This is a genomic window from Lentzea sp. NPDC054927 (assembly GCF_053610285.1).
Genome location: NZ_JBSGXZ010000006.1, coordinates 282,183 through 301,320, shown reverse-complemented (window position 1 = coordinate 301,320; position 19,138 = coordinate 282,183). Strand labels below are relative to the sequence as shown.

At 69.9% G+C, this 19,138-nt stretch carries 16 protein-coding genes; 9 read left to right on the top strand and 7 right to left on the bottom strand.

The window, feature by feature from the left end; translation table 11 throughout:
- Nucleotides 1-212 precede the first annotated feature (212 nt).
- Both ACWGE0_RS13150 and ACWGE0_RS13145 read right to left on the bottom strand, forming a co-directional pair.
- Nucleotides 213-1,040 carry a class II glutamine amidotransferase gene (locus ACWGE0_RS13150; RefSeq protein ID WP_452261118.1) on the bottom strand — a complete coding sequence of 276 codons (828 nt, stop codon included), beginning with the start codon at nucleotides 1,038-1,040 and terminating at the stop codon, nucleotides 213-215.
- 11 nt (nucleotides 1,041-1,051) lie between these two features.
- Nucleotides 1,052-2,449 (bottom strand): DUF2252 domain-containing protein, encoded by a 1,398-nt coding sequence (locus ACWGE0_RS13145; protein ID WP_452261117.1) that lies wholly within the window; start codon nucleotides 2,447-2,449, stop codon nucleotides 1,052-1,054.
- A gap of 153 nt (nucleotides 2,450-2,602) precedes the next feature.
- Here ACWGE0_RS13145 and ACWGE0_RS13140 point away from each other — a divergent pair, with 153 nt between their 5' ends.
- Nucleotides 2,603-3,982, top strand: a complete 1,380-nt coding sequence (locus ACWGE0_RS13140; protein WP_452261116.1) for an MFS transporter — start codon at nucleotides 2,603-2,605, stop codon at nucleotides 3,980-3,982.
- A 95-nt stretch (nucleotides 3,983-4,077) separates the two neighbouring features.
- Nucleotides 4,078-4,626: a hypothetical protein gene (locus ACWGE0_RS13135; RefSeq protein WP_452261115.1), complete on the top strand. Its 549-nt coding sequence runs from the start codon at nucleotides 4,078-4,080 to the stop codon at nucleotides 4,624-4,626.
- A gap of 182 nt (nucleotides 4,627-4,808) precedes the next feature.
- Here the strand turns inward: ACWGE0_RS13135 and ACWGE0_RS13130 are convergent, their stop codons facing one another.
- A complete protein-coding gene (locus tag ACWGE0_RS13130) occupies nucleotides 4,809-6,110 on the bottom strand; it encodes a diacylglycerol/lipid kinase family protein (protein WP_452261114.1) in 1,302 nt (433 codons plus the stop codon).
- Nucleotides 6,111-6,250: 140 nt separating this feature from the next.
- Between ACWGE0_RS13130 and ACWGE0_RS13125 the strand changes: the two genes are divergently transcribed.
- On the top strand, nucleotides 6,251-7,084 hold the full coding sequence (locus tag ACWGE0_RS13125) for a glutaminyl-peptide cyclotransferase (protein WP_452261113.1): 834 nt from the start codon (nucleotides 6,251-6,253) through the stop codon (nucleotides 7,082-7,084).
- Here ACWGE0_RS13125 and ACWGE0_RS13120 read toward each other — a convergent pair.
- On the bottom strand, nucleotides 7,029-8,549 hold the full coding sequence (locus ACWGE0_RS13120) for a carboxylesterase/lipase family protein (protein WP_452261112.1): 1,521 nt from the start codon (nucleotides 8,547-8,549) through the stop codon (nucleotides 7,029-7,031). The genes ACWGE0_RS13125 and ACWGE0_RS13120 overlap by 56 nt on opposite strands.
- Nucleotides 8,550-8,554: 5 nt before the next feature.
- Entirely contained in the window at nucleotides 8,555-9,454 is a 900-nt protein-coding gene (locus ACWGE0_RS13115; RefSeq protein ID WP_452261111.1) for an MBL fold metallo-hydrolase, read from the bottom strand.
- Between the two features lie 101 nt (nucleotides 9,455-9,555).
- On the opposite strand from ACWGE0_RS13115, the gene ACWGE0_RS13110 reads away from it, so the two are divergent.
- Together ACWGE0_RS13110 and ACWGE0_RS13105 are read left to right on the top strand one after the other, a co-directional pair.
- A complete protein-coding gene (locus ACWGE0_RS13110; RefSeq protein WP_452261110.1) occupies nucleotides 9,556-10,455 on the top strand; it encodes a helix-turn-helix transcriptional regulator in 900 nt (299 codons plus the stop codon).
- 670 nt (nucleotides 10,456-11,125) lie between these two features.
- Nucleotides 11,126-11,821 carry a glycoside hydrolase family 11 protein gene (locus ACWGE0_RS13105; protein ID WP_452261109.1) on the top strand — a complete coding sequence of 232 codons (696 nt, stop codon included), beginning with the start codon at nucleotides 11,126-11,128 and terminating at the stop codon, nucleotides 11,819-11,821.
- A gap of 90 nt (nucleotides 11,822-11,911) precedes the next feature.
- On the opposite strand, the gene ACWGE0_RS13100 is transcribed toward ACWGE0_RS13105, so the two are convergent.
- Nucleotides 11,912-12,706 (bottom strand): PIG-L family deacetylase, encoded by a 795-nt coding sequence (locus ACWGE0_RS13100; RefSeq protein WP_452261108.1) that lies wholly within the window; start codon nucleotides 12,704-12,706, stop codon nucleotides 11,912-11,914.
- A 33-nt stretch (nucleotides 12,707-12,739) separates the two neighbouring features.
- The gene (locus ACWGE0_RS13095; protein WP_452261107.1) at nucleotides 12,740-13,336 is read right to left on the bottom strand and encodes a hypothetical protein; all 597 of its coding nucleotides are present in this window, start codon (nucleotides 13,334-13,336) and stop codon (nucleotides 12,740-12,742) included.
- A gap of 151 nt (nucleotides 13,337-13,487) precedes the next feature.
- On the opposite strand from ACWGE0_RS13095, the gene ACWGE0_RS13090 reads away from it, so the two are divergent.
- From ACWGE0_RS13090 to ACWGE0_RS13075, 4 genes are all read left to right on the top strand, one after another.
- On the top strand, nucleotides 13,488-13,838 hold the full coding sequence (locus ACWGE0_RS13090) for a VOC family protein (protein WP_452261137.1): 351 nt from the start codon (nucleotides 13,488-13,490) through the stop codon (nucleotides 13,836-13,838).
- 174 nt (nucleotides 13,839-14,012) lie between these two features.
- Nucleotides 14,013-15,323 (top strand): alpha-lytic protease prodomain-containing protein, encoded by a 1,311-nt coding sequence (locus tag ACWGE0_RS13085; RefSeq protein ID WP_452261106.1) that lies wholly within the window; start codon nucleotides 14,013-14,015, stop codon nucleotides 15,321-15,323.
- A 242-nt stretch (nucleotides 15,324-15,565) separates the two neighbouring features.
- The gene (locus ACWGE0_RS13080) at nucleotides 15,566-16,120 is read left to right on the top strand and encodes an RICIN domain-containing protein (protein WP_452261105.1); all 555 of its coding nucleotides are present in this window, start codon (nucleotides 15,566-15,568) and stop codon (nucleotides 16,118-16,120) included.
- A gap of 127 nt (nucleotides 16,121-16,247) precedes the next feature.
- The gene (locus tag ACWGE0_RS13075; RefSeq protein ID WP_452261104.1) at nucleotides 16,248-19,058 is read left to right on the top strand and encodes a BTAD domain-containing putative transcriptional regulator; all 2,811 of its coding nucleotides are present in this window, start codon (nucleotides 16,248-16,250) and stop codon (nucleotides 19,056-19,058) included.
- Nucleotides 19,059-19,138 lie beyond the last annotated feature (80 nt).

The window sequence follows — 19,138 nt, the reverse complement described above, 5'->3', positions numbered from 1 at the left end:
TGATGCTGTTCAAGTGGACCCCCCAGGGTATGCCTGCGCAGCCTAATGGGACCGGCGGCCACGGCGCCAACATCCCGCGACATGGAACGGCCGGCGACCGCGTCACCCGCAACCCCCTTGTCCACTTTGGACACGTCAGCTATGGGGTGGACCACCACTTCTGACTGGTCTCGCCCGGACCAGATCACCGCCGTGGACGACGCTGACGTCGCTCACCGGCGGGGCCGGAACTCGTGGAGTTCCTCGACGCCGCCCCGCGCCACGACACAGGTCGACTCGGGCACCTCGCGCCAGGCGCCGTGCAGATCGCCCAGCGGCTCGGACACCACGAGCCGCGTGTCGGCGGAGAGCGAGTGCAGCGCGGGGTTGTCCGGGTACTGCTGCCGCAGTGTGGAGATGTCGGCACTGTGGAACAGGCTGCGCGATCGGCCTTCGCTGGAGTAGCGGAAGGCCCAGGTGGTCTCGCCGTCGGTCGTGGCGACCGTCATCTGGATCGGATGCGGCACGCCGCGGTTCCTGCCGATCGCCTCGACGAAACCGACCGTGCGGGCCACCGCGGTCCGTGGGTCGTGCTCCAGGCCGAAGGTCAGCGCGAGGTAGAAGAGGATCTCGGAGTCGGTCGATCCCTCGATCTCGGAGTAGAGCGAGGGATCGACCACCAACGCTAGTTCCCTGCGCAGCAACGGGAAATCGGCGATGAGCCCGTTGTGCATCCACAGCCGGCGACCGTGCCGGAAAGGATGGCAGTTCGTCTGCTGGATCGCGGTGCCGGTGGACGCGCGGACGTGCGCGAAGACGACGCCCGCCGTGGTCTGCGCCGCCAGCTCGCGCAGGTTGCGGTCGTTCCAGGCGGGTTCCGTGCTGAGGAACAGGCCTGGCGCCGGCGCGGTCGCGTACCAGCCGACACCGAAGCCGTCACCGTTGATGGTCTCCACTCCCAGCCGGGAGTGCCTGCTCTGGGTGACGAGCGAGTTCGCCGGAACGTAGAGGAGCTCCTCCAACAGGACCGGGGAACCGGAATACGCGAGCCATCGGCACATGTCAGATCTCCTCACAGTCCACTCTGGACAGACACGCGTCCGGACCGCGCCGCCTGCGCCAGGAGCCGGTGGTCCTGCTCGTTGCGATCCGCGTAGCTCTCGGCGAACTCGACGAGCGCGAGGTCGAAGGTCTTGCCGTCATCGAGGTACGCGGCCATCGCGATCCGGTCGCCGGTGCGCGCGTGCGCTCTCGCCAACGTCCACCCGCACAGCGCGCCGTACAGTCGCAGACCGACCGCGTCCATGGTCTCGACCGGGGCCGAGCCCTTCCAGTCGCGCAACTGCCGGACGTAGAAGTCCCTGGTGAGTCCGTCGATGCCCTCGGCGGTGTGCCAGCCCAGGAAGATGTCGCCGGCGGCCTGCATCAGCCGCTGCCCGGCCACGACCCGCTCGCCCTCGCTGCGGTGGTTCGTGCCCGCGCAGGTGGGCAGATGGTCCGCGAGAACAGATCGCGACGCCTCCTTCACCTGCAGCAGCAACGGATCGTTCTCGTCACGGCCGTACAGCAGCACGATCCAGCATCGGGTCCCGACGCTGCCGACACCGACGACCTTGCGCGCCATGTCGACGAACCGGAACCCGTTCATCAGATGACGCCGATCGGCGGACAGGGTGGTGGCGTAGCCGGCGAGCAGGTCCTGGACCAGGAGCTCCAGGTCCGCCCGGTCCGCGTCGGGGAGCAGGTGGCCAACCGGTACGAGAAGCGGCGGATCGGCGGCGATGCGGCGATGTCCGTCGACGACGGAGGTCAGCTTGCGGTAGGCCTGCAGGCTGTCCCGCGCACGGGCCTTCGCCTGCTCCTGTGCGAAACGGCGCTGTTTGGCCTTGTCCCCGTGTGCCTTGAGGAAGGTCTCCACCTCGTCGACACCGGCGTGGGCGTACCACACCTCGAGATCGCCCTGCTCGGCGAAGCGGATCATCGCCGACCGGTACCGGCCGACGGCGGTGCGCACGGCGGTCGCCCTTGCCTTGCGCCCCAGCCCGTTCTCCCTGCCGACGACGGCGATGCTGGCCGCGAGGCGTTTCACGTCCCACTCCCACGGACCGGGCAGGGTCTCGTCGAAGTCGTTGAGGTCGAACACGAGTTGCCGCTCCGGGGAGGCGAAGACCCCGAAGTTGCTCACGTGCGCGTCCCCGCTGAGCCGGCAGGTCAGGCCGGAGGACGGAGTCGTCGCGAGGTCACCGGCCATCACCGCCGCCGCGCCGCGGAAGAACGCGAACGGAGAAGCCAGCATCCGGCCGTACCGGATCGGCACCAGCTCCGGCACGCGTGTGCTGTCCTGTCCGGCCAGCACCTCCACCGGGTCGGGCCGGCCGCCGGACTCGGGCAGCTCCGCGTGTGCGTCGAGCGGAACCTCCTTGCGGGCGGCCAGACCCGTGGCGACCCTGGTGGACACTGGACCGGTCATCGTGCACCTCCCGGCGGAACCGGTGGCTCCGGTCCACCTGCGACGCAACAGCTTCGAGGCCGGCGGCGCACCACCCGCCACGGTGGAGCACGGTGCGGTGCCTCATCCGCGGCGCGTGAAGCGGCCCGGACGTGGCCGCTGGAGTCTGCGTGGGTGGACTCCAACGCCTTGCGCAAAGTGCTCGTCCCCCTCGCTCTCGCCCAGTTCATCTGCAGCTTCGCCGGCTCCAACATGAACGTGATGATCAACGACATCAGTCAGGACCTGGGCACCACCGTCCATGGCGTTCAGGTCACGATCACGATGTTCCTGCTGGTCATGGCGGCACTGATGATCCCCGGCGGCAAGCTCACCGACCGATACGGCCGCAAGCGATGTCTCACCGCCGGCCTTGCCGTGTACGGCGTCGGCGCCGTGCTGAGCGCGCTCGCACCCGGCCTGCCCGTCCTCATCCTCGGCAACTCGATCTTCGAGGGTGTCGGCACCGCGCTGCTGATCCCGCCCGTCTACATCCTGGCGACGATGCTGTTCACCGGCGTCACCTCGCGTGCCCGTGCGTTCGGCGCGATCAACGGCATGGCGGGCATCGGCGCGGCCACGGGGCCGCTGATCGGCGGGCTCATCACGACGGCGCTCAGCTGGCGGGTCGCGTTCCTGTTCCAGGCGCTGGTGATCGTGGTGATCTTCGTGCTGAGCCGCAGGTACGTCCGGGATCCGCGGCCACCGGACCCGGCCCGTCCGTTCGACCTCCGCGGCGCTGTGCTGTCGTCGACGGGGCTCGTCCTGATCGTGTCCGGCGTGCTGGCGGCGGACGACAACCTCTGGCTGACCGCCGGGTTGCTCGTGGCCGGCTCTCTCACACTGGTGTGGTTCTTCCACTCGGTGCGCGCCAAGGAACGCGCCGGCGTGGAACCGTTGCTGTCGACCGCCTTGTTCCGCAGCCGCACCTCCAACCTCGGCCTGATCACGCAGAACGTGCAGTGGCTCGTGCTCATGGGCGTCTCGTTCGTGGTCTCGGCGTACCTGCAGGTCGTGCGCGGATACAACGCGATCGAGACCGGTCTTGTCCTCACGGCGGCGACGGTGGGAGTGCTGCTCGCGTCGCTGTCGGCCGAGCGCCTCGCGAAACGCCACGCCCAGCGCACCCTCGTCCTGACCGGCTTCGCCGTCACGACCACCGGCATCGCGCTCTTCCTCGCCCTGCTCGCCATCTCGTCGCAGGTGTGGGCCTTCCTGCCGGGCCTCTTCCTGATCGGGCTCGGCATCGGCGCCATGCTGACCCCGTCGGTGAACGTCGTGCAGTCGAGCTTCCCGGACGCCCTGCAGGGCGAGATCTCCGGCCTGTCCCGCAGTGTGTCCAACCTCGGGTCCTCACTCGGCGCCGCGATCGCCGGCACCATCCTCGTCGCCGGCATCACCAGAACACCCGAACGCTCGTACGCGCTGGCGCTGGTCGTACTGGCGCTGATCGCACTCGGCGGCATGGTGGCGGCCGCGTTCCTGCCGCGGACCCAGCCGAGCCCGGTGCGGTGACCGTGCTCGCCGTGCGTTCCACCCACAGCGGATGAGGTGACCGAGGCCGGTGCGCCCCGACGATGGGACGACTGATCGAGTCGAGGAGGGGTCGTATGGCCATCGGGCCGATCCAACTGATCGTGCTGGGCTTCACACACCCGGACTTCCGCGGTGAGGTGATCGCTGAACTGGAGAGACTCCGCAAGACCGACACCATCCGCGTGATCGACGCTCTTGCCGTCCACAAGGACCCGCAGGGCAACATCGCGGTCGAGCACCTGAGCAACCTGTCACCATCGGAAGCGGTCGAGCTGGGCAGCAAGATCGGCGCGCTGATCGGCCTCGGCGCCGCGGGGGAGGCAGGCGCGCAGGCCGGTGCGGTCACGGGAGCCGAGTCGGTCGCGGAAAAAGGCGGCGTCCACCCGTTCGACGACGCGGACGCGTGGGACGTGCTCGCCGACATTCCCAACGACAGCGCGGCGGCGCTCTTGCTCATCGAGCACCACTGGGCTGTGCCGTTGCGCGACGCCGTCGCCCGCGCCAGGGGCTTCCGCATCTCCGATGGTTTCGTCAGCCCCTTCGACCTGATCGCGATCGGCCTGGTGAACGCGGAAGAGGCCGAGGAACTGCACGACCTGGAGAACGCAGGCTCGACGCCATGAGGAGGCAGACGTGTTCGGTTCACGCCGCGTGGCCCGCCGCACCGCACGACGCACGGCGCGGCGAACAGGGGGAGTGCCGGGGATGTTCGGATCACGCCGGGTAGCCCGGCGCACGGCTCGGCGAGTGTCCTGGCGCCGCTAGGACAGGGGCGCTATCACAGGGGCCGCTAGGACAGAGGCCACTAGGACAGGGCCAGTCCACGCAGCCGCGCCCAGTCCAGCTCGGGCCGGTGTGACGGCACCCCAGGCCGATGGCGCGGCACCCGCACTCGCAGCGCACCCGGCCTGACCACGCACCGCACGGGAGCCGGCATCGTGACCGCCTCGCCGTCCACACCGACCGGCAACGACGGTGTGTCCGCCGTGATGACGACCTCTGTCGCGGTCCGCAGGAACACCGCGCTCGACCGCCGCCGGCCGCGCACCAGGCCGGCGGCTTCGGCCGCGTTGCGCACCGTCACGGCGAGCACGCCCAGCACGCCGCCGTCCAGTCGCGGCCTGCGTCCCAGCCCGGCCAGGTCGCTCGACCCGTACGGGTTGTTGCTGACCAGCACCGCCTGCGCCCCGGCGAGCACGGCCGCTTCCGTCCGCACCCGCAGCATCGCCGCCCGCGGCCCTGTCAGCAGGCCGGGCAACAGGTTGAGCGTCGTCCGCGTCTTGCCGTCGCGGTAGGCGGGGCTCCGCACAACCTCGGCGTACGCGCCGAACGAAGCGTTGTTGACGAAGACGCGGTCGCCGGCCACGCAGAGATCCACCCGGACCTCGACGCCGTCGGTGAGCGCGTCGAGACAGCGGCGAGGATCGTCCCGGTCCAGACCGAGGTCGAGTGCGAAGTGGTTGCGGGTGCCCGCCGAGACGACCATGAAGGGCACCCCGCGTTCCGCCGCGATGCCCGCCACGATCGCCTGGGTGCCGTCACCGCCGGCCACCCCGAGCAGGTCGGCGCCGTCGTCGACAGCTCGCTGGGCGAGCGCGGCGACGTCCTGCGGCCCGTCGAGCACGCAGACCTCCGCCCCGAGCACCTGGGCCAGTTCCGGGAGACCGAACCGCCCGACCTTCCCACCGCCCGACCTCGGGTTCATGATCAGGTACGGCCGCCGGGGTGGCGGTACCTCGAGTTCGACCGGATGGCTCGGCTCACCGCTCGGAGCGAGCGCACGCCGTCCACAAGCCAGCGCCACCAACCACAGCAGGGCACACACCACTACCACCCACGCCAAGCGAGCCTGCACGTACAGGACGACCACGGTCAGCGGTGCGAGCACCACGAGCATCCCGGCCAGCCAGCGCAGCAGGCCGCGGTGCGCGAGGAACCACCACGCGCCCACCAGCGCGATCACCGTCCCCGCGGCGCCGACCAGCGCCAGCCCGATGCCGGCGCGCACCCCGGCCGCCACCAGCACGACCACGACGGCCGTTCCCGCCGCCAGGAAGGCGAGCCGGGCCAGCAGGCGTTGTCCCGGCGACGTCGTCACATCGGTCACGGCAGCCTCCAAAGTGGATTGTCCGTCCAGCCTGACCGCACACGTCGCGGGCGGCCTCACCCCAGGCGGATGAACGGGTCCGTCGAGCTCACCTGCGACGGCGGAAGCGCCCCGGCCAGGCCGTCACGACGATCGGTGCAGTGAAACCGTTGCGCATCAACAGATTTCTCTGCCCAGTCGTCGCGGCACTGCTGACTCTCACCGCCTGTTCGGCTCCCCACCGCGTCGCCCACGTCAGCCCGGCGCCGGCGACCACCGCCAGTCCCGCGCCGGCCGCCATGCGTTCCACCTCGCGACACTTCCGCGCCCAGGTGCTCGCGCGTGTTCCCACCGACCGCGCCGACGCACGCGGTCTGGAACTGGCCGGCGATCTCCTGGTGGAGAACACGGGGCCGGTGATCCGCGTGCTGGCACCCTCCACCGGTGAGGTCCGAACCCAGCGGAACGCACCGCCGGGCAACGGAATCGCGCTCACACCGGCCGGCCTGTGGCGCACCGGCGCAGGTGCCGCGGTGTTGCTGGATCCGCGGTCACTGGCGGAACGACACCGCGTCACGATCGCGGACGAGAGCTGGGGACTGTGTTACGACGGAACGAATCTCGTCCAGTCGGACGGCACCACCAGACTGCTGCTGCGCGACCGCGACACCGCCGCGTTGAGCCGCGAGCTGCGTGTCGACGCCCGTGAATGGTCCACCGCACGGCTCGGCGAGCTCCACTGCGTGATCGTCGACGGCCGCCCGCAGGTGTGGGCAGCGGTCACCGGCACGGACTGGATGATCCGAGTGGACCTTGCCACCGGCGCCGTCACCGCGGACGCCGACCTCGCCGCCATCACCATCGCCGAACTGCCGACGGGCCGCGATCAGGTGATCGGGGGCATCGCGGCGGTGCCGGGCACGGCGGGGGAGCTGTGGGTCACCGGCAGGCACTACCACCACCGCTACCGGATCGGGCTGCAGCCCCGGCCGTGACCCCGGCAGGCCGGTCCCACGCCTGGCGTTCCGCTCCGCGCGGGTCGTCGACCGTGCCGCTGTCCAGGTCGAACCGCATGGTGGTGCGCCGGTCCAGGGTGTAGCGCGGCCAGCCGGGATCTCCGGTGCGGGCGAAGCGGACCCAGCTCTCGTGGACGCGCGTCACGAGGGACGACGGCGGTTCGCCGTCGCCGAGCAACCTGTTCGGCCCGCGTAGTGAGGCGAGGCCGGTCCGCCCGAACACGAACGGGAGCTCGACCGTGTGCGTGGCGCCGAGCGCGCCGTCGAGCGCGGGTGACCGCCACGCGAACTCGTAAGCGAAAGCCCGGGAGTGACGGGCGTACGCCTCGGTGAGCGCCCAGGTGCCCGCGCCGAACAGGGCGTCACCCAGGACGGCGGACCGGATCTCTCCGTCGGACGCCGCCGGCCGCTGTTCGCGGTAGGTCCTGACCAGCCGCAGGGGGTCGGGGTGCGCCCTGGCCGCGACGGCGTCCACGTCCGCGCTGGTCGAGCTGCCGTACGTGCCGAACGGGACCAGGTAGAGATTGCCCTCCTCGGTGTTCGTGCCGATGAGCAGATCGACCTCGGCGACGGTGGCGTCGGCCGGTTGCGTGTCGAGCACCAGGCTGAACGGGCTCAGCCCGATCAGCGGATCGGTGTGCGTCGCGGTGCGCAGATCAATGCCCGCGAGCTTGGACGCCGTCTCCACGAGACGCTCGTCGGAGATCTCCGCGAAGGCTTGAGCGCTCGCCTCGACGCCGAGGAGTTCGGCGGCGGCGCGGGTGACGAGGGACGCCTGCTCGGGGGAGAAGGCGCCCAGACCGCTTCCACTTTGGACGATCGCGCGCCGGAACAGCCCAGCGGCCTCGGGTGTGGCCAGCAGCCCGCCGACGACGGTCGCCCCGGCGGACTGGCCGAACACCGTGACGGTGCCGGGGTCGCCGCCGAATGCGGCGATGTTCTCCCGCACCCAGCGCAGGGCCGCGACCACGTCGAGCAGGCCGCGGTTGGCCGGTGCGCCGGGAACGTCGAGGAACCCGGCGACACCGAGGCGGTAGTTCACGGTGACGAGCACGACGCCGTCACGGGCGAACGCCGAGCCGTCGTACGACTCGGCGCGTCCGGAGCCCGCCACGAAGCCGCCACCGTGCACGAACACCATGACGGGCAGGCCGGTGGCAGCGGGATCCGGCGTCCAGACGTTGACGGTGAGGTAGTCCTCGCCGCGGTGCCAGCCGTCACCGAAGTAGGCGCGCAGGTCCATGCTGCCGAGCTGGCGCGGCGCCTGCGGGGCGGTGGGTCCGAACCCGGTGGCATCGCGCACGTCCCGCCACGGCTCGTGCTCGGCGGGTGCCGCGAACCGGCCGGCACCGGAGGGTGCGGCGGCGTACGGGATGCCGAGGAAAGCGGCGATTCCGTCCCGGCTCAGCCCGCGCACGGCACCTCGGGTGGTGACGACCTCCACCGGACTCACCTCTGCTCGTAGGGGGAGAAGGGCGCCCAGTCCTTGATGGCGAACGTGCCCGCGTCGCGCACGACCTCCACGGCGCCCCCGCCCGGGAAGTGCGCCGGGAACACCAGCGTGCGGGTGTCCGCGGCCTCGCCCAGGATCCTGCGGCGGGTGGCGCGGGATTCGGCGGGGTTCTCGCAGAAGCAGCTGTTGGCGTCCGGTTCCACCACCTGCACCGGGGCGTGCATGAGGTCGCCCGCGAACACCGCGCGGTCGGTGCCGGAGGCGAGGGTCAGGACGCTGGAGCCCGGAGTGTGGCCGGGTGCCGGTTCCAGGCGGAGGTTGGCGTCGATCTGGTGGCCGTGCTCCCACAACCGCGCCAGACCGGCCTGGTGCACGGGGGCGACGCTGTCCTCGAAGACGTTCTGGTTGCCGCGGCCGAGCACAGCGGTCCTGTTGTTGGCGGGGTTCCAGAAGTCGAAGTCGTCCTTCGGCATCAGGTAGGTGGCGTTGGGAAAGGTCGGCACCCAGGCGCGGTCCTCGAGGCGGGTGTTCCAGCCGACGTGGTCGATGTGCAGATGGGTGTTGACGACGACGTCCACGTCCTCGGGGCGGACGCCGGCGCGTTCGAGGTTGCCGAGGAAGTCCGTGCTGAGATGGCTCCACACCGGGGCGTAGGGGCGCTCCTTGTGGTTGCCGACCCCGGTGTCGACCAGGATCGTCCTGCCCTCGCTGCGCAACAGCCACGTCTGGATGGCGGCACGCACGTTCCCGGTGGCGGGGTCGAGGAACTCCGGCTCCACGTCCTCCCAGACCTGCCGCGAGCTCTCGGGGAAGAAGACCTCGGGCGTCATCTCCACCGAGCCGTAGTACTCCCACACGCGGGTGACGGAGACGTCACCCAGTTCGATCGTGTCCATGCCGTCGATGCTGCGAACCCCGGCCGTGGGCTGCCAGACCCGCCCTTGCCTACCACTGGCGTGGTCAGGCTCGGCGCGACCGGCTTGCGCATACTGGCCAGATGAGCGGACAGGGACAGCTCGCCGAGTACCTCCAAGCCTGCCGGGCGCGCCTGCGACCGGACCAGGTCGGTCTCTCGACCTACGGCGAACGGCGACGGGTCCCCGGTCTGCGTCGCGAGGAGGTCGCCGGCCTGGCCGGCGTCAGCGCGTCCTACTACATCCGGCTGGAACAGGGACAAGCGCTGCACGCGTCACAGGAGGTCGTGGCCGCACTCGCCCGAGCGTTGCAACTGAACCCGGACGAACACGCCCACCTGCGCGAACTGGCCCAGCCACGACGCCACCGGACCGCGCCGAAGCCACCGCCGGAACGCGTCTCGCCCGACACCGCCGAACTGGTCGCCACGCTGGCCCAGCCTGCGATTCTGCTGGGCAGGCGCGGCGACGTGCTGGCGTGGAACCCCTTGGGCCACGCCTTCTTCGCGGGCCACCTCGACCCTTCCAGTCCGCAACGCCCCGCAGACCGTCCCAACATGACCAAGCTGGTCTTCCTCGACGCGCACACCCGCGCCCTCTACCGGAACTGGGGGGTCAAGGCCCGTGCGGTGGTCGGCAATCTCCGCCTCACCGCCGGCAAGTACCCGGAAGACCGGGAACTGACCGCCCTCGTAGGTGAACTGGCGACCCGCAGCCCCGAGTTCGCGACGATGTGGGCCGACCACCGAGTGCGCGTCTGCGCCAGCACCGCGCACCAGATGCACCACCCAGTCGCGGGGGAGATGGTGGTGAAGCAGCAGACGCTCCGCATCCCGCACGCCCCGGACCAGACGCTGACCGTCGTGACGGCGCAACCCGGTTCGGCCGCGGAGGCCGCGCTCACGTTGCTCGGGCAGGCCGTGGCGATGGGCCAACCGATGGCGCCCGCCGAGCCGCGGATCACGTCCTCGCCGCGGCCGTGACCTTCGGACAACCTGCCGTTCGCTTGCCCAGGGCCTCGGCAAAGTCGGCCGCTGGCCGCCGGGCCTGCGTTGATGGCGTGTGCAAGTACCACCAACTCAACATCAACAGGCACTTTCCTACTACCAACTGGTCGCCCCCCGTCCTGCGGCGACACCGATCGAACCAGGCATCGCCGCCGAGTTGGGTGCGGGTAGCGGCGGTTCGATCATGAGTTGGTAGTACTTGCACACGCCAACCAGCAGAAGCGACTTTGTCGGGGCCCCGGGCGGACCGCCTTGGGCACGGCCGATCCGGAGGTCGTGATCATCGTCGCCGGACTGGGCGTGTCGGTGGCCTTCTCGGTCGGATTCTTCAGCAGTCCGCACCGGAACCTCTGATCGAAATCGCGCCCGGCTCCGTGGGGTGAGAGAATGTCCGAGAAGATTGAATCCGAGGGTTTTCGAAACATTGTTGAAACTCTGTGGAGTCGCCTCGGCACTGCTAGTGTCGGCATGGTAAGCCACTGCCAACCGGGATTCCCGTCGAATCCGGTGTGGCCGTTCGAAACCGCATCGTCGGCCAACTGCGCAGAGCAGGCCGGCGCCAACGGCGGCCATCGCCACCAGCACTCACGAGTCATATAGCGCTGCCTGGCTGCTGTGCCAACCTCGACGACGAGGAGTACTGCACATGGCTGAAGCCAATGTTCGACCGTCGAGCCGCCCGCGCGGCCGTTTCGCATTGCTCGTCTGCGGCGCCTGTATTGCGCTGGTCGCCGCCCTGACGCCCAGCACCGCCGGCGCTGATGTGGGTATCACCGCCACGTGCTCGAGTCAGACGGGCAACAACGGCGGTTACTACTATTCGTTCTGGACCGATGGTGGTGGCAGGGTCTGCATGGACTTCGGGTCCGGCGGCAACTACAGCACCTCGTGGAGCAATGTCGGCAATTTCGTCGGCGGCAAGGGCTGGAGCAATGGTTCACGACGGACCGTGAACTATTCCGGAAGCTTCAACCCGTCCGGTAACGCGTACCTGACTCTCTACGGGTGGACGTCGAACCCGCTCGTCGAGTACTACATCGTCGACAACTGGGGCACCTACCGGCCCACGGGTTCGTACAAGGGCACAGTCACCAGCGACGGCGGCACGTACGACATCTATCAGACGATGCGCTACAACGCGCCCTCTGTCGAAGGCAACAAGACCTTCCCGCAGTTCTGGAGCGTCCGGCAGCAGAAGCGGACGGGCGGATCCATCACCACCGGCAACCACTTCGACGCGTGGAACCGTGCCGGCATGCGGCTCGGCAATTTCAGCTACTACATGATCCTCGCGACCGAGGGGTACCAGAGCAGCGGCAACTCCAACATCACGGTGAGGTGAGCATCCCGCTCCCCAACGGTCACCGCGACAGGCAGCGTGGCCACCGGAGGTGCCGCCGCCGGCGGGGCACGCCGCTGCCGGACATCCGGGCTACCCGAGCCCGGCGAAGAGGTCGGTTTCCGGGACAGGTGATCCCGTGGTGTCCCGTGCCCGGATGAAGTCCTCGACGCCGAGGGCTTCGGCGAACTCGGCCGGCGGCAGTCTGCCCGCGATCGACGAGCCGAGCTGGGAGGCGTGACAGTGCAGCGCGGCGCGCTTGCGGTCGACGACCGCGCGGGTGTCGATGGTCGTGGTGATGCGCCGGTCGACGTCGTCGAGTCCGGTGGGCCTGTCCCGGTGGATTCCGACCGAAGCGGCGACCCGGATGAGGCGTTCCCAGTACGCCCGGCCGTGTGCGTTGAAGTAGAGCTTGGCCGCCACTGCGGACAGGTCGAACGCCGCCGAAGCGACCCGTGCGGCGTGCAGATGGTCCCGGTGCTGCGCCGTGTTCTCGGCGTCGTAGGTCACCACGACCTGCGGCTGGTAGCGCTCGATCAGCCTCGCCACCTGGTCGGCGGCCGCGGACACCGGCACGTCCACGAAGGCGCCGCGAGGCTTCTCCCACGCCGCGATGCCCGAGTCGTGGTAGCCGAGCAGCTCGACGTCGGTCACACCGAGGACGCGGCACGCCGCGTGCAGCTCGCCGAGCCGGTGCGATGCGACCCGTGCAGGATCATGTGCGGGCGTGAACGGTCCAGCGCCGTCCGGTGCGTCGCCGAGCTCGCCGTTCGTGCAGGTCACGAGCACGATTCGGGCGCCGAGCGAGGCGTAGTGGGCCAGGATGCCGCCGGTGGACGTCGACTCGTCGTCGGGATGGGCGTGCACCGCGAGCAGCGTTCGGGTCATGGTGTCCAGCTCAGCAGCAGAAGCGCCGCACTGTCACCGCCGGCTCATGCCAAACGCCGGAGTCTCGTGGATGCCCATGCCGTACTCGTACCGCAAGCCGGCGTGCGCGATGAAACGCTCCGCGTGCGGCAGCACCGGGTGCGAACCGATCTTGCTCACGGCCATCCGGCGAACGGCCCGGTTGAACCGGCCGGAGGCACTGGTGACCGCCGCCCAATTCCACTCAGCGGGGTCACCCAGTCGCGGCAAAGTCGCTGACCACGCCGCCGCCCGCTTCTCCGTGTTGTGGTTGGTGTGACTCAAACGCAGCTCCCGCGTCCCGGCCGCCACGCCGTGGTGGAGCTGGATGAGCCCCCAGCCTTCGCAGCAGTACCGGAACGTGGCGTCGGGATGCACTCCTGGAAGGAAATCTATCCGCTTCGCGACGGGACCCGGTCCTGACCCGATGGCGAACAACGCCAGGCTTCGTCCCTGCCGACCGTCAGGGACCTCCGCGGGGGCGTGAAACTCGCGCAGCTCGCGATCCAGCTCCGAGTCGGACTCGAAGACACGGAACAAGCCGAGATCGAACACGGTATCGAGGACCGCGGACCAATCGTCGGCAACGGCGTAGAAGTCGAGGTTCGGCACGAACTCACCATCCCAGTCGGGGCACCACAAGCGCCAACGACCACGTCCTCTCCTTGGCATGACAGGCGTTCACCTGTCGGCTCCGACCTGAAAGTCAGCCGTCGCATGGCTCTGGTTTGCGCGGCAACATCTCCGGGAGGCATTGTTGGCCATGTTCAGTGGCGCGCATGTGATCCTCTACAGCCAGGACGCCGAGGCGGACCGGGCCTTCATCGCTGACGTCCTCGGGTTCCCTCACGTGGATGCCGGACACGGATGGCTGATCTTCAAGCTGCCGCCGGCCGAGGTCGCCGTCCACCCGACGGACGGGACACCGCAGCACGAGTTCTACTTGATGTGCGACGACCTGGACACGGTGCTGGCCGACCTGGCCGCAGCCGGTGTCGAAACCGCCCGACCGGTGACCGAGGCACGGTGGGGGCGACTCACCGCGGTACGGATGCCAAGTGGGGCCGAACTGCCTCTGTACCAACCGCTTCACCCCGTCGCACACAGCCTGTGACCCTGCCGAGTCGCAGGATCGCCGCGCCACGGACTGCGATCTCCGGGATCTGCAGGATGTTCCTGTGCGGCACGGTCTTGTCCGCCTCAACCTTATGGCCAATTGGTATGTACCACTCGGTGTGATCCTCGCCTTAGGGTTTGCGCGCAATCACCCTGCATGCAAGGAGCGGACATGAACCGCAAGCTCATCGCCGCCGCCACGGCGGCGGTCACGGCGGCCGGGCTGACCATCGCGGTGGCGCTGACAACCAGCGCCACCGCTGCCAACACGGCTGACCCTGCCGTGCTGGCCGCGATGGCCCGTGACCTCGGCATCTCCTCGGAGCAGGCGCGGGAACGCCTCGACGCCGAGAAGGTCGCAGGCCAGACCGACGCCGCGCTGAAGTCGCGCCTCGGCTCGGCGTACGCCGGGTCCTGGCTGGACAGCACCGGCCACATCCTCACGGTCGCGGTCACCGACCCGGCGCTGGCGAGCTCGGTGCGTTCGCGCGGTGCCGTCGCCACCACGGCGAAGCACAGTGCGTCCGCTCTGGACAGCGCGAAGATCAAGCTGGACGCCAAGGCCACCACCGCACCCGACGCCGTCCCCGGCTGGTACGTCGACGTGCGCACCAACAAGATCGTCGTGCTCGCCCGCGCCGGCGGCGAGGCGCAGGCCAAGGCGTGGACGGCGGAGGCAGGCCTGCACGGCGACATCGTCGCCTTCGAGGCCAGCACCGAGAACCCCGAGACGCTGATCGACATCGTCGGCGGCAACGCTTATGGCATCCCCGGCGGCGGCCGCTGCTCCATCGGTTTCGCCGTCGAGGGCGGCTTCGTCACCGCGGGCCACTGCGGAGCCACCGGCGGCCGCACTTCCAACCCCGGCGGCACCATCCAGGGCAGCAGCTTCCCCGGCAACGACTACGCCTGGGTCCGCACCGACGCGGGCAACACCCCGCGCGCCCTGGTCAACCGCTACCCGGGCACCGTGCCGGTCGCGGGCTCCCAGGAGGCTCCGGTCGGCTCCTCGGTCTGCCGCTCCGGCTCCACCACCGGCTGGCGCTGCGGCACCATCCAGCAGAAGAACGCCTCGGTCACCTACCCCGAGGGCACCATCACCGGCCTGACCCGCACCAACGCCTGCGCCGAGCCCGGCGACTCCGGCGGCTCGTGGCTGACCGGCGACCAGGCCCAGGGAGTCACCTCCGGCGGGTCCGGCAACTGCCAGACCGGCGGCACCATCTACTTCCAGCCGGTGACCGAAATCCTGCAGGCCTACAACCTGCGCCTGATGACCACCGCCGGCCCGACCACGACCACCCCGCCGACCACCACGACCACGACCACTCCGCCCGGCGGCGGCTCGTGGGCCGCGTACACCTACTACGGCGACGGTGCCCAGGTCACCTACGGCGGCGCGTCCTACCGCATCATCCAGCCACACACGTCCGCTCCCGGATGGGAGCCGCCGAACACCCCTGCCCTCTGGCAGCGGCTCTGACGGCAACACCCTCCAACCGCCCCCGACGGCTGCCACCGTCGGGGGCGCTGTGCACCGCGCAGGCCAGGCTGAGAAAGGCTTCGTGGACGTCGTCGCGGAGTTCTTCGACGTCGCAACGGAAACCGTCGGCCGAACGGAGCCGAACGGGGCGTGAGCAGGTCACTCAATCGCGGCCAACGAACTACGAGCGCGGCGATGGCGAGGCTGTGCGGGTCAGACCGGCCTCGCTTCCTGGAGGATGGATGAGAACCTGGTTGCGCAAGGCGTTGACGCTCGCGGTGACCGCGTCGGCAGCGCTGTTCCTGGTACCGGCCGCCGCGGTGGCCGCGGAGCAGCAAACGCCGGTGGTGCAGGGCATCAACCCCGGCACGTACCAGAACCTGATCAACAACTACCACCGCAAGTGCCTCGCGGTGAACTCGGCGGACAACCGCAACGGCAAGCCGGTGATCCACTACGACTGCTACTCGTCGTACACCGACCAGTACTGGCGGTTCGAGCCCATCGCGGCCGCTCCGGGGTACTACCGGATCCGCAACCAGCGGACCGATCGCTGCGTCGCCGCCGCGAACCCTGCCAACGGCGCGAAGGTCGTGCAGTACGACTGCGTCGACGAGTGGTACGACCAGTGGTGGTTGCCCGAGCTCATGCCCGACAACGTCCACTACCGGTTGCGCAACTACAAGAGCGACCGGTGCCTCGCGGTTCCGTCCAACAAGGGCGGGAACGGTGAGAGTGCCGTGAACTACAACTGCATCCTCGGCTACAACGACCAGTGGTGGCAGATCTGGCCCTGATGGGCGCAACCCTCCCCGCGCGGTCAGCCCGCACGGCCTAGCCCGAACGTTCGCAGCGTGACGGCAGAGCTTGAGCGTGTTGATCAGACCCGGTAAGCATGCTGCCGGGGCGCGGGGAGGAAGCCAGATGACGGTGCGGTTCCGGCTGCTCGGGGATGTCGGGGCACAGGTCCGCGGTGAGCCGATCACGATCGGCTACGGGCAGCTGCGGTCCATGCTGGCGGTGCTGCTGGTCGAGGCGAACCAGGTGGTGTCCGTCGACCAGCTGGTGGACCGGATCTGGAGCGAGCGCCGCCTTCCGCGCAAGCCGCGTGCCGCCGTTCAGCACAGCATGACCATGCTCCGCAACGCTTTGGCGCCCGCGGAGGGTGTCACGATCGTGCGCAGGTCGACCGGCTACCAGCTCACCGTCGAGCCGGAAACCGTGGACCTGCACCGGTTTCGGCGGCTCGTCGACGACGGTCGTGCCGCCGCGGACGACAGCCGGGCCGCGACTCTGCTCGAGGAGGCGCTGAGGTTGTGGCGAGGGGAACCGTTCGCCGGACTGGCCACGGCGTGGCTCGATTCCTTGCGCGCCACGCTGATCCAGCACCGCCACGCGGTCCGGCTCGAGCTCGTCGACGTCCAGCTCCGCCACCTGGCAGGACCCGAGCACACCGCACTGTTGCTGCCCGACCTGGCGGAGTGGGCGGACCAGAACCCGTTGGACGAACGCCTGGCGGGCCAGCTGATGCTCGCCCTGTACCGCAGCGGCCGCCCCGCCGACGCGCTGGACCACTACCAGCAGATGCGCAGGAGGCTGGCCGAGGAGCTCGGCACCGATCCCAGCCCGCCGCTGCAACGTCTGCACGAGCAGATCCTCGTGACCGATCCGGCGCTGACCGTGCCGCGCGGACCGCGGATCGTGGCACCGCAACAGCTTCCGGCCCGGCCGAGGCTGTTCTCCGGCAGAGCGCGCGAACTGGCGGAGCTCGACGCCGCACTGGGGCAGGACACCGTGGTGGTCACAGCGGTCGCCGGGCTCGGCGGGATGGGCAAGACCTGGCTCGCGTCGCAGTGGGCGCACCGGAACCTCGACCGGTTTCCCGACGGTCAGCTGTACGTCAACCTGCGCGGCTTCGACCCCACCGGCCAGCCGACGCCCGCCGCGACGGCGGTGCGCGGTTTCCTCGACGCGCTCGGCGTCGAGCCCTCCGCCGTCCCCGCCGGCCTGGACGCGCAGGCCGGGCTGTACCGGAGCCTCGTCGCCGGCAGGAGGATGCTGATCTTCCTCGACAACGCGGCCGACAGCGCCCAGGTGGCCCCGCTGGTGCCGGGGAGCTCGACCTGCGTCGTGCTGGTCACCAGCCGCCGCCACCTCAGCGGGCTGGTCGCCGCGCACGGCGCGCGGGTGCTGAACCTGGACCGGTTGACCGACGAGGAGGCACGACGGCTGCTGGCCGCGCACCTCGGCGAGGCCCGGCTGGCAGCCGAACCCGGAGTGACGGCCGAGCTGCTGACCTGCTGCGCGGGGCTGCCACTGGCGATCAGCATCGTGGCCGCCCGCGCCACCGCACATCCGGACTTCCCGTTGTCCGCACTGGCCGGTGAACTGCGCGAGCAGAGCGAGCTGCTCGACGCCCTGGACGCCGGCGAGGACCTGGTGAGCCTCCGTGCCGTGTTCTCCTGGTCCTACAACGCTTTGTCCGCTGAGGCGGCTGCCGTGTTCGGTGCCGTGGGAATCGCTCCCGGCGCGGACATCGGCCTGCCCGCCGTCGCGAGCCTCACCGGACTGCCCCTCGCCCGCGCCCGTGCCTGCCTGCGTGAACTGGAACAGGCGCACCTGGTCGGTCAGCACCTTCCTGGGCGCTACCGGATGCACGACCTCGTCCGGCTGTACGCGGCCGAACGCGCGCATCGCGACACCGTCGCGTTCGAGCGGGTGATCGACTTCTACGCGTACACCGCGTATGCCGCTGATCGAACGCTCGCTCCGCTGCGTCGCCTGATCGCGATCGGAGTACCCGCCGAGGGCGCGGTCCCGCTCGAGTTCGAGGACGACACAGCCGCGGCGGAGTGGCTGATCACCGAACTCCCGAACCTCCTGGCGGCGCAGAAACTGGCCGCGGAACAGGGCCTGCACGCCCAGGTCTGGTACGTGGCCTGGTCGTTGGACACGTTCTTCCGCAGGCGGGGCGCCTATCACGACGGCCTCACCACGTGGCGGGCCGCGGTGGCCGCCGCGGACCGCACGAGCGACAGAGACGCTCAGGCCATGACCCGAAGACATCTCGGCAACGAGTGCGGGGGACTGGGACTTCACTCCGAAGGACTGCCCCTGCTCCACGGTGCTCTCGCCATCAGCGAGGAGACGGGGGACCTCCCCGGCCAGGCTCACGCCCATCACATGCTCGCCAGTCTGTGGCAGGGCCGTGGGGACTACGGGCGGGCGTTGCAGCATTCAGTCCCCGCCCTCCGCCTGTTCCAGCACATCGGCCTGCCGGCCCAGGAGGCGTGGGCACGCGCCCAGGTGGGCTGGGATCATGCCCAGCTCGGGATGTACGAACAGGCACGCACCCACTGCGAGGCCGCGCTGACGTCGGCTCGGCGCCATCGTGACCGCGAAGTGGAAGCGGACGCCCTCGACACCCTCGGCTACGTCGCCCACCACACCGGCGACCTGCCCCAGGCCCTCGACCACTACCGGCTCGCGCTCGCCCTGTTCCGCGAGATCGGGCACGACTACCTCGAGGCGAACATCCTGGAGCGCCTCGGCCACACCCACCACGCCCTCGGACACCACGATCTGGCACGTACGGCCTGGCTGCAGGCCATCGAGCTGTACCGGGCCCAGCGCAGGGCCAAGGACGCGGCCGACCTCCGTCAGCTCTTGGACGGTCAGTCCACGTCGAGTGCCTCGGCGAGCCGCAACCGGCAGGAGACACCGAGCTTGCGGTAGCTCCCGGACCGCGCGTTCTCGACGGCGTCCGCGGGCATCAGTGAGATGGGCCAGTTCGGAGCAGCCTCCTCGTCGCCGGG

Coding starts and splice junctions, on each gene's coding strand:
- ACWGE0_RS13090 (WP_452261137.1), top strand. CDS start 13,488: ATGTTCAGTGGCGCGCATGTGATCCTCTACAGCCAGGACGCCGAGGCG.
- ACWGE0_RS13075 (WP_452261104.1), top strand. CDS start 16,248: ATGACGGTGCGGTTCCGGCTGCTCGGGGATGTCGGGGCACAGGTCCGC.
- ACWGE0_RS13100 (WP_452261108.1), bottom strand. CDS start 12,706: ATGACCCGAACGCTGCTCGCGGTGCACGCCCATCCCGACGACGAGTCG.
- ACWGE0_RS13105 (WP_452261109.1), top strand. CDS start 11,126: ATGGCTGAAGCCAATGTTCGACCGTCGAGCCGCCCGCGCGGCCGTTTC.
- ACWGE0_RS13135 (WP_452261115.1), top strand. CDS start 4,078: ATGGCCATCGGGCCGATCCAACTGATCGTGCTGGGCTTCACACACCCG.
- ACWGE0_RS13145 (WP_452261117.1), bottom strand. CDS start 2,449: ATGACCGGTCCAGTGTCCACCAGGGTCGCCACGGGTCTGGCCGCCCGC.
- ACWGE0_RS13085 (WP_452261106.1), top strand. CDS start 14,013: ATGAACCGCAAGCTCATCGCCGCCGCCACGGCGGCGGTCACGGCGGCC.
- ACWGE0_RS13150 (WP_452261118.1), bottom strand. CDS start 1,040: ATGTGCCGATGGCTCGCGTATTCCGGTTCCCCGGTCCTGTTGGAGGAG.
- ACWGE0_RS13115 (WP_452261111.1), bottom strand. CDS start 9,454: ATGGACACGATCGAACTGGGTGACGTCTCCGTCACCCGCGTGTGGGAG.
- ACWGE0_RS13110 (WP_452261110.1), top strand. CDS start 9,556: ATGAGCGGACAGGGACAGCTCGCCGAGTACCTCCAAGCCTGCCGGGCG.
- ACWGE0_RS13080 (WP_452261105.1), top strand. CDS start 15,566: ATGAGAACCTGGTTGCGCAAGGCGTTGACGCTCGCGGTGACCGCGTCG.